Source organism: Rhodohalobacter sp. (assembly GCF_034521535.1).
Lineage (GTDB): Bacteria > Bacteroidota > Rhodothermia > Balneolales > Balneolaceae > Rhodohalobacter.
Map to the genome: position 1 here is coordinate 78895 of NZ_JAXHMF010000006.1, position 13779 is coordinate 92673.

Genomic DNA, 13779 nt, shown 5'->3' on the forward strand with positions numbered 1-13779 from the left:
TTCAAGCTTTCAGACATGGGCATTTTTCTTGGTCAAAAACCTGGGTTCGGTTTTTTTAATTAATCTGATTTATTAGTTAAATCTGTCACTGTGTTATCAAAAATACCATGTCTTGTGCGAGACTACTCTTCAAGTGTCATGCACCACCAGGCAAACGCTGACAGATCCGGTAGGTGCTGTTGGGTCTGCTTTACATCTTTAACTTCACATCTACCAACAGCTTCATCAGCTCTTTGACTGAATGGTTTTCAAAATCCTGTACCATGTCGATGATCTGTTCCCTCAGACCCTTTGACGTATATGGTTCAGCCAGCTTTTCGAATTTTTCAATGATCGTCTTCCAACTCGCTCGGACGGGTGTAAAGGCCCTCATAATCCTTTTTATCGATGGCATCGAGTTTCGACCGGTTTCTTCAGGCGAAGCGGTCAGCTGTTGTTGGCATCTCGCCTGGAAACCGGTCGCTGTATTCCTGATTTGGTTCTACCTTCACCTTTTTCAACAATTGTTGGATATCATTCGATTCGATCCCTGTCCTGTTGATATTGGGCGGGCAGCACTTGTCCATCCAACAAGCGCGGCCGATACCACGTACTGCAGGTTGTGGTCGGCCTCTTCCTTGGTGCGCACGATCGTTTTGTCGCCCTCCTCACCGCCGCCGATGATATTGAAGGCCACATCAAAAATCTCAATGTCTATTTTCTCCACATCTTTAGCGGTAAACCCGTGCTTTTCCTTTAGCTCCATCATCCCTCTTTATGGACGATTGAGAGTGAATTTCAGCGTTATATTTTTTTATGATGGTATTTGTAACCCGCTCCAAATCTTCATCCTGCCAGTCGATTGTAAAATCACCGGCGATTGCCTCCTTAAATCCTTTATTTCCTTCAAAGATGGCTGGCGGGCCGGTAATCCCGTATCCGGCAAGATATGCCGCATGGGTTCCGCCAAATGCGGTGTGGGGATAGGCGAGGCCCTTCCCACCGGAGAGTGCTCCTGTTCGTGCTCACACGAAGGGCATTCAGTGCCGTGCCGGATATTGCTACGGCATTGGCAGTTTGATCTTCATTTAATCCAAGCGCTTCTGGAAACACCTGCTGCCACAGCGTAAGATACCCTGCGAAACAGCGAGATCAAAATCCCTTATCGCGTACTCGGTAGCTTCATCAGACTCAATCGGCACTGGCACCTGATAAGCCACAGCCAGCGCCGTTAGAAAATCTTTGCCGCCTGAGATCCTGTTGTTTCTCCCGCCGGCGATGAATGGATCCGATGTTATCTGCTCGGATGGCAGGTTTCGCCTTTGGCCAGGTAGCTGTCGTTAAGACCGAGATATCGGATCAGGCCGCTGTTGTACAGGGCTGCGGCGGTCGGGGTGGCTTTCCCACCGCCAATCAGCGTACTGATCGCTGAACCGGCGAATTCTTCAATCATGGTCCGGATCGCTTTTACCGGAGGACCTTCTATTGCGCCTATTGCGGTTCCAGAGGGAATCGAGTAATCGGATTTTAACGGCGCATACATTGCCGCATCCAGATGCAGATCATAACAAGCATTGTTCGTAAATCTTGCTAAATCGTCTACAATCATAACCGTCGTTCCTTTTTGAAAATTAATAGACCAAATCACAGGCGTTTCATAAGTACAGGCGTGATCTCCTTCAACAATATAGTCGTTCCGTTCCATTTCTTTTCAAATATCTTTGATAAAAAGCAGCCTCCAACTGACATGGAAGTGTTGTCTCTTTCACTACTTCACCAAACAACCACATTCCTTTACGGTTTCCAAACTCTCCCCTTTATGTGGGTGATGTCCCGGCATAAAACCTTCCTCCTTACATCTCGATTAACGCACCGATAGATGATCCATCCTCTTCTTGCTCCGCCTCATCCATCAGGCGTTTGGCTTTTTGGAATCTTTTTTCCCGAAAACTGCTCGAAGAAATCTCTCATTAATGCGTCTTCTCCATTTTTTTTCAGGAATTTTAAAAACTCTCCCATCATTTTCGATTCATGGATGGGACTTGATCACGCCCATTCTCGGTCAGTTTATACTGCAGGCTGGTTGCCCTGGGCCCGACCGCTCATACTTGCGTTCGATATAACCATCGCGCTCGAGTTGCAAAAAATGCTCCCTGAGAGTAGTTTTTGCCAGTCCCATATGGTCCGTTACATCATCAATCGAAAGGATGCCGCTGCGTTTCAGAAGATCCAGAATTTCTTTTTTTGATCCGGTAATCATAATAATAAGGTTGATATAAATAGTTACATTTAAACTACTCAGCGAGCCTGTTTTCCAGGGCGGGTAGCAGCTTCACTCCAAGCGTGATATGCCTCTGATCTTATTGAAACAGGTCAGTCAGTCTTTATCAGGTGACTGAAAGCAGACAGTATCATCAACCCAAAATACTGCCCGTTTTACAAATTCTGTTTTTATACGTTTTGCAATCTGGTGCAGGGTTGCTTCCGATGTAAGTGTGAGTAAATCAACATCGGTTATCATAGCGTATCACTGCATTTACTTTTAATTCTGTGCTTGGCCCATAATAAGGCGATCCGATCATAAAAACAATAAAAACGGTAATTACCGATTATAATATTGTTTTGATCTGAATCGCTCCCTATCTTATGATTTCAATTGCAATAAAGTGGGAGGAAAAATCATCAACGAAACCAAAGACGCACTTCCCGATGCAGATAATGAGAGATTGATAAACGGGATCAACTGATTGATTCGGACCAGTGAAGAATGTCTCAGATACTGTCAGATTTTTCTCAAAACTAATATGCGATAAACCCTACATAAATTGAATTGCTGAAACTGAATCACGAATGAATATCCCTCATTCCCCTTTTTTAAGGGGAAAAGAAAGCAAACCCTCCAAGGGTTCAAAACCCTTGGAGGGTTAACCAAAATTGTTACAATGAATAAACCCGACATCCGAAACGACGACGATATCAAATTGCTGGTCCATACGTTTTATGGAAAGGTAGAGAATGATGAACGTCTCGGCTACATTTTCAATGACTTTGCAGAGGTTGACTGGGATCACCACCTGCCCAATATGGTTGATTTCTGGTCGAATCTACTGTTTCAAACAGGCAGATACAAGGGGCGCCCATTCCGGCAGCATCTGCCGCTGCCAATTCAGAAAGATGATTTCATCCGCTGGCTGAACTTATTCAAGGAAACGGTTGATGACCTTTTTGCAGGAAAAAAAGCAGAGTTCGCTAAAGAGATGGCATCCAAAATTGCGGCTTCATTTGCGCTTCGAATGGAGATGGAGGGTAAGTTCGATTAATTTTCGGGAAACAGTTCCAACTATGAGTTAGCAAGAAAGACATCAAATAGTTGATAGAAGTCTAACACAAGCGATGTCGAACGTAAAGAAATAATTTTAAGTTTTCTTAGAAAGATCTGCATCACAACTATATCCCATGAAATTTGTGTTTAGGACTTCACTTAATTTAACAATTGGTATTTCATTTCTATTTCTGATCGGTTTCTCAACCGGTATCCATGCTCAGTCTACAGGAACACTGACGGGTTATGTTACGGACGCTCGTTCCGGAGAGCCACTGGTTGGGGCCAATGTTGGTCTGCAAGGAACTGCACAAGGTGCCGCTACGGATAGTGACGGGTTTTATGAAATCGATAATATTGAGCCGGGCACTTATGTCGTCGTTGCCACTTTTGTGGGTTACGAAACCCAGCGCCAAAACAATATTAACGTACGAAGCGCGGGTAACAGGAATATCAATTTTGAACTGACACCTACAGCTGAGCAGCTTGAAGAAGTGGTCGTATCGGTATCTGAACCGTTTATCGCTCCTCCTGAAAATCCTGTCAGTTTCAGGCGCCTTTCGCCCGAGGCGATCTCAACCTATCCGGCCGGAAACAGCGATATTGCCAAAGTTGTGCAATCGCTGCCCGGAGTGTCCGGCTCCGTCACAGGGTTCAGAAATGACGTGATTATTCGCGGCGGCGCTCCCAATGAAAACGTCTACTATCTGGATGGCATAGAGATTCCAACGATTAACCATTTCTCCACACAAGGGAGTGCCGGCGGACCGGCGGGCCTGCTTAACGTATCGTTTTTTGAAGGGGTGGAACTTAGTACCAGCGCATTCAGCGCTTCGGCAGGGAATGCACTTTCAGGAGTGCTTCGTTTCAACCAACGCAATGGGAACGACCGTGAATTTCGCACCAATTTTCGCGTGGGTGCAAGTGAAGCCGCATTGACTACCGAAGGACCGCTATTTAAGGGTGAGGCAACTTCTTCCAACACCACCTTTATTGCCTCAGTCCGCCGTTCCTATCTGCAGCTATTGTTCCAGCTTATCGATCTCCCATTTCTGCCTGACTATTGGGATTATCAATACAAAGTGGATCATAAATTTAACTCCAAAAATCAGATCTCACTGATAGGTGTAGGATCCATCGACGATTTTCGGATTAACGTCCCGGACGATATTACCCCCGATCAGCAAGCCACCCTCGATCAGGTACCTGTTATTCAGCAGCAAACCAATACCACTGGACTTTCATATGAGCGCCGCCTGAGCGACGGTTTCGGCATTAGCCGTACGTCGCTGAGCCGAAGCAGTTTTTACAACGATTTTTCACGGTATCGCGACAACGAAAATCAGGATGGCCTTTTTTCCAGAAATCGCGCTCGTGAGGTTCGTTATACCTTGAGGAACGAAACAACTTTTTACCGAGAGCAATCAACCCTCTCTGTTGGTGGATCGGCACGGCTAAATAATTTCGAGAATGATTTTTTTGATGATAACACGAGTGTTTCATTTGACACTGATCTCAATTTCCTGAGTTACGGAGGATTCGTTCAGTGGTCATCCGAGGGGCTTACAGAAAAGCTGGATCTGACCGCAGGAATTCGGTTTGACGGTAATACCTTCACCGATAGTGGTAACGAGATTTATCGTACACTTTCGCCACGGGCAGCACTCACCGTTAATATCGATGAAGAAGGAGAGTGGAAAGGGGTGCTTTCTATCGGACGATATTATAAAATACCGCCGCTTACCGTGCTGGGTTATAAAGAATCCGGTGATTTCGTAAATCGAGATGCACAGTACATCAGGTCGGATCACCTTACCGGTGGAATTAACTATTTTCCTCGTTCGAGCACGAAAATCTCGGTTGAAGGATTTCTGAAATTGTATGATGATTATCCTGTTTCCAATCGGGAAGAGGTCAGCCTGGCCAATCTCGGCGGCGGATTTGAGGTTCTCGGAAACGATGATATTGAGTCTGTTGGAAAGGGCAGAACCTACGGTGTTGAATTCCTGACTCAACAAACATTAACCACAAATTATTATGCTATTCTCGCTTATACGCTATTTTGGAGTGAGTTCACCGGTTTTGATCGGGATCGCTATTTGCCTTCAGCCTGGGACAGCCGTCACCTTCTCACATTTACCGGCGGATATCAACTTGGCAATAGCTGGGAATTCAGCCTCAGAACACGCCTGATTGGCAGAACGCCGTTTGCTCCCATTAATGAAGAACGCAGCATCGAAACCTATCCCGAGTTTGTGTTCGACTATAGCCGGCTTGGCAGTGAACGCCTCAAGCCATTTAACGCTACCGATATTCGAATCGACCGGAAGTGGAATTTCCAAAACTTTTCATTTGACCTCTATCTCGAAATTCAGAATCTCTTTGCACAGGATACTCCATCGGAGCCGAGCTACCTGCTGGAAAATGGTGACAGTCCGCAACTTGTACGTGTTGATCAGCTTAGTGAATCATCCATATTGCCAACAATTGGGATTATCCTGGATTTTTGAAAATCGAGAATACTTTGAAGAGACGGTTTGCCGCATTTTATTGGATTCCATAATGATGAGACCTGTCGGAATGTGATCAAACTGATTGGTTTGTAGCTTTTATTAATAGTATGGGAAAAGATTTTAACCTGAATTATTCACAAAAATTATTAAAAATAGTTTAAACCTGAGTTCGGTTTTAAAATTATGATAAAAGATGCTCCCCACCTTCGTAAGGAGGGGACTTTTGAAGCATATCATTAATAATTAATAATCGAACTCAGGTTTTAAGGGTATATAAAATAGATATTAGCATTCTTACATATTAGTTGGCTTAGTAATCGTTTGGTCTACTCTGCGAAATGTTTCTGTATGCTGCGTTGTCCCGAAAATGGTGTACTCAACGTCCGTCAGCTCACGGACGTTTCTGCTTCCATTTTCAGAACGCCTTGCTCACAATCAAATTTCCCCGAGTTTGTCGGGACAGGGTTTGGTGAATAATTCAGGTAGGTAATTTCCAAGTACGAAATACTTTTTATACAAGAAGCATAAACGGAGTGCCCAAAGTGATAGCTATTCAGATGGTATGAATCAAACCAGTATTGAACTATTAAATGATAAATAAAGGTTACTATTTACGCTATATTCAAACCAGTATTGAACTTAAATGATAAATAAAGGTACTATTCGCTAAATCAGTTTTGTAAAGTCTTCTTTTGGTATTAAGTAATGCTTGTCTTTTTTATTCACAAATAATTGCTATTTTTTAGCGTGTTATCAAAATCTACATATCAAAAACCTATAGCATTGATTACTACTTTTATAATGCTATGGAATGTGGGCGGATGGCTCATGACAGGCGTTGTATTGAATCACTCCCATCACGAAAGCGAAAAATCGATTTGCGACATTTCTTTCTGCTATTGCGCGACAGACGAGGCAGAAACTGTATGCACCTGTCACCATCACGACATGGATGGCAATTCTGAGCATCAATCCGGTGACCACGAAAGCTCTGGCACGTGTTATTTCACAAATACACACACTCCAAATACGACAGCCTCACAGCTCGTTTTTACAAACAACCTAACGGCGTATTACTTTTCTGAACCCACGCCTTTTTATAGAACCACAACCACTTATCTGCCTGCTGAGCCGATTTCAAATCTGCTTCCCGGCAGTTACACCGACCTGCTCCGCCCACCACAGGTTTAATTTGTCATATCTCTTCTTTATCAACATCTGTCGCCCTCAGAATAACGTGACTGATGGATCAAATATGCAGTCGTCTCTCCGCCTGATTCTGGATTAGTGGTGGGTTAGCACTCTGTTTGATTGATCTTTCACACTCTGGCCGGCAGCATCTACACGAAACGAATTAAATCTTTGGTACAATTATATGAAATTTTTAAGATGGGCGGGCACCCTTACAGCCCTCGCGTTACTCATAATAACACTTTCATCCTGCGACACTACAAGCAGTTCTGATCCGGAACCTGAACTGGATCTCGTCACAATCGGATCTGTTGCTTCAGATGATTACACAATCTCTCTGGAGTCGAATTCCCCGCTCCAAACCGGTGCCAATCAACTCTACTGGAAAGTTGAGCGGGACGGAGACCTCGTTATTCCCGAATCGATAACCATCACACCAATGATGGATATGGGCGATATGATGCACTCTACACCCTTTCAGCAGCCGGAAGTTGCCACGGAAGATGATCGCTACTTCTCAAACATGGCGGTTTTTATTATGGCAAGCGGTATGATGGGAAGCTGGTCAATCGAATTCGAAATAACGTTGCCGAACCAGGAAGTACTAATCGGGGAGATGCCCGTGGAGGTAGATTCCTCTTGGCGGCTGACCAGTGTGCGAGATAACAATGACAAGATTTACTTTATTACATGGCTGCATCCGCGGCAACCGGTAACCGGCAACAACACGCTGAGATTTATGGTCCACACGAGAGATTCGATGATGAGTTTCCCTCCTGTCGAAAATGCTGAACTTGAGATCTATCCGTACATGGACATGGGAGGCGGCAGCGGTCACTCAACTGAGTTCACCTCTCCGGAAGCACAGGAAGCAGGCTACTACGAAGGATCCATCAATTACAGCATGAGCGGAACCTGGACAACCTCAGCAACCTTGAAGGTTGGGGATGTAACCCTGCCTGAAGTGATGTTTGAATACAGCGTTCAGGCACAATAAATCAAGGAAATTCGTGAACAGCGCCGGTATTCTTTACCGGCCTTTCACCAAACAAACAGAGCCATGAAATTTCTTATAGCCAATCTACTATTTTTGATTTGGGCATCATCTGCTTTTGCTCAGGTCTCCACGATTCGCGTACTCGATCGGGCTACCGGTGATCCCATTATACAGGCCCATGTCAAATCCGGTGAGGAGACCGTTATCGCCACTACCGATACCGATGGTTTCGTTTCTATTAACCGTGATGATCATCCCGTGATTATTTTAACAGCCGTGGGATACAAGACCCGGGAGTTCATGCTCAGGCCCGGCATGGAAACTCTCTACATGAATCCAGAAATTTACCGCAATGAAACCGGCCTGCTGGTGCTTGCAAATCGCGAAGGAGAAAACAATGTGCAGGCCTATCAACAGCAGCATCACGCCCAGAACATGGACCAGTTTCTCGATAAAATTGATGGTGTATCCACCAACAAGCGCGGGGCTTTTGCCTGGGAACCGGTTATACGCGGGCAGAGCGATCAGCGCATGAATCTGATGATCGACGGTATGCAGGTTTTCAAGGCCTGCGTGGATAAAATGGACCCGATCACCTCTTATGTTGAATCTTCAAATTTATCGGAACTCCATATCGACAAAAGTGGCAGCGATGTAGCTTCCTCAGGTGGAGGCAACAGTTCCATCAACCTTATTACCCGCCGGGCTGAACCGGAATCTTTTTCTATGAACGTAAGTACGGGCTACCGCCTGCCCGACAACTACCGCACGCTTTCTGTTGCCGGGAATACATCTGACCGCACCGGAAGACATGCCGTACGGTTTTCGGGAAGCTATAAAAAAGCTGATGATTTTGTATCAGGTAACGGTACACAAATCAATAATTCCCAGTACGAAAAACTGAATCTTAATGTGAGCTACAGGCATCGACTACCATCAAACCACATTGTTGAAGCAAATTATATTACAGATAAAGCGTATGATGTGGGATATCCCGCCCTGCTGATGGATGCAACCAAAGCACTGGCCGATATTGGTCAGGTCAGGTTTAACTTTGCACCCACCGACAGAAGCTGGCGAGTTGAAACTATTCAGATATACGCCAACGCCATTCGCCATACTATGGATGATTACAGCCGCGATGTGGAAAACCGGGACGTGATGGGAGGGATGCATATGCCGATGTTTGGGGAAACATTTACGGCCGGGACCCGGGTGAATGGTCAAGCCGAGATTGCCCGGCACTCATTTGAGTGGTTTCTGGAAGGGTATAATTCCCGGGCGTATGGAGATATGGAGATGAACAGCCTGGATCCCAATATTGAGGATATGTTCATCTACAACCTGCAGGACGTAACTACCTGGCAGGGAAATATAGGCCTGAAACATCGGTTTATGATATCGGATGACCTGTTGCTGAAAGCAGAGCAGAATATCGCCTTGAAGAATCTCGATACCGGAAGTGAGCGGTTTGCCTCATTTTTTGAAGGCCTGTATAACAGAGAGCTGAATACGCGTCCGAACATTCTCCTCTCAGCCTCTGGAAATCTGCTCTGGATGCCGTTTGACGACTGGAGTTTTTCAGGATCGCTTGTATACTCCGAGCGAATGGGGAATCACATGGAGCGGTTTGGACACTATATCTATAACTATACCGATGGCTATTTCTACGATGGAAACCCGTGGCTGAAGACGGAGCGAGCCATCAATACCGACCTTAATACAACCTGGGAAACGGATAGTCACTCCATCTCACTCTCACTGTTTCATAAGCAGTATTACAACTATATTGATGGTATTCTTTCTGAAACTACGGGAAACACCGGCCTTGAATTCAAGCGTTACGAAAATGTGGGAGACGCCACCATCACGGGCGGAGAGTTCCGAAGCCTGAACCGTCTGGGGCATCTGCTCAGTGTTGAAAATCGGGTCTCTTATCTGTACGCACGAAATCAGACTCTTGGTGAGCCGCTTCCGCTAATTCCACCCATTAAAGGCTTTAGTACCTTGCATCTGCACTTTGGAGAGAACAGGTTAATGGGTGAATTGGAGTGGGCCGCCGCTCAGAAACGAATTGCGCAAACCGCCTCTATTGAAGATGTTACAGGGTCATTTGCTGTACTGAACCTGACCTGGGAACGCGAATGGTTAAATGGCTCTCTCACATCCATTCTGCGAGCCAGCAACCTACTTGACCGGTACTATCACACACACACCAGTATTGGAAACATACCGGAAGCAGGGCGTTCGATAATGGTTTCTTTTAGCTATGCTTTTTGATAGCAGGGAACAGTTACCATTGCTATCACTGAAAGTTATTGTCCATTTTTCATCACCATGCCGACCAGATAATCAGGGATAAATGCTTCCCGGGCGTCAATGAACTCTGAAAAGCCCTCATCGTCCATATCCAATATAACTTGAATGACGGGACGGCCCAGGAAGGGAAAAACCAGTATGGCCATTATGTTCACAAAAATTTGTTCAGGCGGCAGATCTACGGTATTTCCTTTTTCCCTCTCTTCCGTGATCTGCTTCAGAAACGGCTGCACTCGTTTACCGATTTCACCGACTACAAATTTCTTCAGCCGGCTTGGATTTTTGTTCATCTCGTGAATCACAAAGAGGGGGATATCGGGATTGACTTTTAGAAGCTCAATATATTTTTTTGCAAATTTTCGAAGCTTTTCATTCAGCGGCAGATCCGCGTTGAGCAGCGAAGCCACCTGCGGCATCAGCTTGATGATGGAGAGCTCATACACTTTTTCGAATAGCTTCTCTTTTGATCGATAGTAGTAGTGCAGCATCGACTTGTTGATGTCCGCCTTATCCGCTATCTCCTGCATTCGCGCGCCTTCCAGTCCTTTACTCTGAAATATCTCACGGGCCGCTTCAAAAATTTTCTCTTCAGTGGATGACGAGGACTGTTCTGCTGATTCTTCTTTTTTCATGACAACATTTGTTTCAGAATGATTCTAAACTGAAACCCCAAATTCAATTTACACTCTGATAATCTAAAGAAGAAGTCTCCCCTAATAAGTGGAGATTTAGAGGGGTGTCAATCGGATTTTACCACGTTGGAATTGCAACAAAAAAGTGGACAATCAGTTAAGGTAGTCATGCGGCTGATTTATGTTTTAAGTTTTCTTCGGCCTGCACCGGGCTTTGGTAATCAAGAGCCGAATGCAGTCGTTTTCTGTTGTACCAGATTTCTATGAACTCAAAGATAGCTGACCTGGCCTGCTCGGTAGCTTTGAAAGTAATCCGGCATATCCAGTTCGTGCTTGAGCGTTTTAAAGAAGCTTTCCGCCGGGGCATTATCCCAGCAGTTTCCCTTTCGGCTCATGCTTTGGGTAATGCTGTAGGCTATCCAGTTCCTTGGTAAAATCCTCGCAGGCATATTGAACCCCACGATCGGAATGGAAGATCAGATTTTTGCCCGGCGGGCGCCGCAAGGCAGCTTGCTTAAAAGCTGCAATACTGGTTTCCTCGGCGCTCATTCCATCGCTGAGTGACCACCCGATAATCTGCCGGTCGCCAAGATCCATCACCGTGGTTAAATACATCCAGCCATGCTCCCCGCGAATGTAGGTAATATCGCTGACCCAGACCTGGCCAAGTCCTTCCGGGGCAAAGTTGCGGTCCAGCAAGTTCGCCGCCACCGGCCATCCATGAGTTGAATGCGTAGTTTTTATCCACTTTTTGCGGATTCGACTGCTTATGCCCATTTTTGCCATCAGACGGGCAACACGTGGTCTGGAGGCCGTACAGCCGTCATCTTTTAACTGATTGTAAATCCTTGGCGAGCCATACAGCTTGCCCGAATCCTGCCAGGCATCGTGGATCAGCCGGCGCAGCCGTTCGTTCTGTTTAGCTCGCTTGGAGGGTTCTCGCCCCAGCCAGCTGTAGTAGCCGCTTCGGCTCACCTTAAATACCTCAGACATCTTCGATATGGGATACTGATCTGCATAATCTGCCATAAATTGAAAGATCACCCACTTGTCTTGCCGAAGATGCCAATTGCCTTTTTTAGGATATCACGTTCCATGCGTGTTTCTGCCAGTTCATTCTTTAAGCGACGCAGCTCAGCTTGTTCAGGAGTTACCTTCTCCACCCCCTTTCCAGGAAAACTATCTGCAGGATCCGGCTCCATAGGCCGCTCTCCATTTGTAGATAAGAGCTGGTTTTAATCCCAGCTCTGAGGCCAGTTCGCTGATGTTCTCCCGCTGATAACTCTGTTGGATCACATCAAGCTTATATTGTTTGGTGTAAGCTTTTTCGTGTTTTCTTTTTACCCATTGGTTATTTGGTTGTTTTAGATACCTCAATATACCTTAACTCCATGTCCACTCAAATGTAGAAACTCCACACGTTTTGATAAACATCCCCCAATCCCTTTGTTAAGGGGGACACTTTCCAAAACAACCTCAATTGGTAAACGCATTATTCTATTTAAAATATAAAAGTTTAGAACAATTTTTAACTATATGGTTGAAATATTTGGTTGAAGGGAGGTAAGGTTGATAGAAGATTCTACAGTTTATTATCTGTAATAGATTAAGCATCAATTGTTTACAGATTCGAAGCTGAACCAATTTGTAAATTAACCATATGGTTGAACTATATGATTTATGTCCGTAAACTGTGGTCGAACACAAAACAAGAGTATGGACATGAATAAAGCCTATCTAAGTACTGCGGTACTTTTACTATTAATGATTACAGCCTCATGCAGTGATACATCAGGAGAGAAACCGCCCGAAAGCCAAATTGAGACTGCAGCAGCCGAACTCGATTCTCAGCAGGTTCGCTTTTTCAACGTGAAAACGGAATCTGTAGCAGATCGGGTAACTTTAAGCGGACGTCTTCGTGCGGATAACCGTGTTGAGCTTTTCCCGGAAGTGCAAGGCAGGGTGATGGAGGGAGGCAAGCCGTTTCAGGAGGGGATTTCCTATCAAAAAGGAGAAATTTTAGTAAAGCTGGACGACAGCGAAGCCGGGCTGAAGCTTCAGTCATCAAGAAGCAAGTTCAAAACCGTTGTCTCCGGGCTAATGGCCGATATCAAGCTGGACTATCCGGAAACGCTGCCGCAGTATGAGGAGTGGTTTAATACGCTGAGTGCTGAGAAGTCTGTTTCACCCATTCCCGAGTTTGAAGAGGGTGTACGCCGTTTCCTGGAGTCGAAAAGCGTGTATGAACTCTACTACAGCATCAAGAGTGCAGAGGAACAGCTGGAAAAATTTACGATTCGCGCACCGTTTTCAGGAGTTTTATCGGCCGCCAAAGCTGAGCCGGGTCAGGCAGTTGGGCCACAGTTTCATTTGGGTACGCTGGTAGATCCATCGCGGTTTATTTTAAACGCTTCGATTGAACCCGATGATGCAGAATGGATTCTGCCCGGACAAACGCTGGAGGTAAGAAATCAGGGTCAAAACAGAACGTATGCTGCAACCGTGACAAGAGTGAATCCGTCGGTGGATCCGGCCTCGCAACAGGTGTTTGTGTACCTGGAGGTTTCGGGCAATAACTTACGGGAGGGAATGTACCTGGAGGGTGAGATCGAATCAGAGAGAACAAAGGAGCTGGCCAGGATTCCAAAAACGGCTTTGACGAGAACGGGGGATGTAATTGCCAATAGAGACGGTCAGCTGCTTGAAGTGCCCGTTCAAATTGAGGAATTGGAGCGGAGCCACCTCTGGGTAAGCGGGTTGGAAAATGGGGAAGAGATCGTAGAAGATGTCACTGAACCGGTCAGCGGCCGAATCATCAAGTAGGAA

General features: G+C 45.6%; 15 protein-coding genes. 6 read left to right on the forward strand and 9 right to left on the reverse strand.

Annotation, left to right across the window (positions count from 1 at the left end; all coding sequences use genetic code 11):
- Positions 1 to 190: 190 nt before the first annotated feature.
- The 4 genes from U5K35_RS12680 to U5K35_RS19770 all read right to left on the reverse strand — a co-directional run bounded on the left by U5K35_RS12680 (position 191) and on the right by U5K35_RS19770 (position 2239).
- Positions 191 to 394, reverse strand: coding sequence for a hypothetical protein (locus U5K35_RS12680; protein ID WP_322571859.1), 204 nt, complete (start codon positions 392 to 394; stop codon positions 191 to 193).
- Between the two features lie 102 nt (positions 395 to 496).
- Positions 497 to 748, reverse strand: coding sequence for a hypothetical protein (locus U5K35_RS12685; RefSeq protein ID WP_322571860.1), 252 nt, complete (start codon positions 746 to 748; stop codon positions 497 to 499).
- Between the two features lie 525 nt (positions 749 to 1273).
- Positions 1274 to 1684 (reverse strand): MmgE/PrpD family protein, encoded by a 411-nt coding sequence (locus U5K35_RS12690; RefSeq protein WP_322571861.1) that lies wholly within the window; start codon positions 1682 to 1684, stop codon positions 1274 to 1276.
- Positions 1685 to 2041: 357 nt separating this feature from the next.
- A complete protein-coding gene (locus U5K35_RS19770) occupies positions 2042 to 2239 on the reverse strand; it encodes a DeoR family transcriptional regulator (RefSeq protein WP_416221639.1) in 198 nt (65 codons plus the stop codon).
- A 682-nt stretch (positions 2240 to 2921) separates the two neighbouring features.
- On the opposite strand from U5K35_RS19770, the gene U5K35_RS12695 reads away from it, so the two are divergent.
- The 5 genes from U5K35_RS12695 to U5K35_RS12715 all read left to right on the forward strand — a co-directional run bounded on the left by U5K35_RS12695 (position 2922) and on the right by U5K35_RS12715 (position 10282).
- The gene (locus U5K35_RS12695) at positions 2922 to 3299 is read left to right on the forward strand and encodes a group III truncated hemoglobin (RefSeq protein ID WP_322571862.1); all 378 of its coding nucleotides are present in this window, start codon (positions 2922 to 2924) and stop codon (positions 3297 to 3299) included.
- A 136-nt stretch (positions 3300 to 3435) separates the two neighbouring features.
- Positions 3436 to 5811 carry a TonB-dependent receptor gene (locus U5K35_RS12700; protein ID WP_322571863.1) on the forward strand — a complete coding sequence of 792 codons (2376 nt, stop codon included), beginning with the start codon at positions 3436 to 3438 and terminating at the stop codon, positions 5809 to 5811.
- Positions 5812 to 6597: 786 nt separating this feature from the next.
- A complete protein-coding gene (locus tag U5K35_RS12705) occupies positions 6598 to 7005 on the forward strand; it encodes a hypothetical protein (protein WP_322571864.1) in 408 nt (135 codons plus the stop codon).
- Between the two features lie 184 nt (positions 7006 to 7189).
- The gene (locus U5K35_RS12710; RefSeq protein WP_322571865.1) at positions 7190 to 8002 is read left to right on the forward strand and encodes a FixH family protein; all 813 of its coding nucleotides are present in this window, start codon (positions 7190 to 7192) and stop codon (positions 8000 to 8002) included.
- 63 nt (positions 8003 to 8065) lie between these two features.
- Complete coding sequence (locus U5K35_RS12715; RefSeq protein ID WP_322571866.1) at positions 8066 to 10282, forward strand: TonB-dependent receptor domain-containing protein; 2217 nt, start codon at positions 8066 to 8068, stop codon at positions 10280 to 10282.
- A gap of 35 nt (positions 10283 to 10317) precedes the next feature.
- On the opposite strand, the gene U5K35_RS12720 is transcribed toward U5K35_RS12715, so the two are convergent.
- The 5 genes from U5K35_RS12720 to U5K35_RS19780 form a co-directional block, all read right to left on the reverse strand.
- Entirely contained in the window at positions 10318 to 10953 is a 636-nt protein-coding gene (locus U5K35_RS12720) for a TetR/AcrR family transcriptional regulator (protein ID WP_322571867.1), read from the reverse strand.
- A gap of 166 nt (positions 10954 to 11119) precedes the next feature.
- On the reverse strand, positions 11120 to 11320 hold the full coding sequence (locus U5K35_RS19775) for an IS3 family transposase (RefSeq protein WP_416221640.1): 201 nt from the start codon (positions 11318 to 11320) through the stop codon (positions 11120 to 11122).
- Complete coding sequence (locus U5K35_RS12725) at positions 11320 to 11982, reverse strand: IS3 family transposase (RefSeq protein ID WP_322571868.1); 663 nt, start codon at positions 11980 to 11982, stop codon at positions 11320 to 11322. The genes U5K35_RS19775 and U5K35_RS12725 overlap by 1 nt, the downstream gene beginning before the upstream one ends.
- 11 nt (positions 11983 to 11993) lie before the next feature.
- Positions 11994 to 12155: a hypothetical protein gene (locus tag U5K35_RS12730; RefSeq protein WP_322571869.1), complete on the reverse strand. Its 162-nt coding sequence runs from the start codon at positions 12153 to 12155 to the stop codon at positions 11994 to 11996.
- Positions 12133 to 12249: a transposase gene (locus U5K35_RS19780; protein WP_416221641.1), complete on the reverse strand. Its 117-nt coding sequence runs from the start codon at positions 12247 to 12249 to the stop codon at positions 12133 to 12135. Before U5K35_RS19780 ends, U5K35_RS12730 begins: the two co-directional genes overlap by 23 nt.
- Positions 12250 to 12675: 426 nt before the next feature.
- Between U5K35_RS19780 and U5K35_RS12735 the strand changes: the two genes are divergently transcribed.
- Positions 12676 to 13776: an efflux RND transporter periplasmic adaptor subunit gene (locus U5K35_RS12735; protein WP_322571870.1), complete on the forward strand. Its 1101-nt coding sequence runs from the start codon at positions 12676 to 12678 to the stop codon at positions 13774 to 13776.
- Positions 13777 to 13779 lie beyond the last annotated feature (3 nt).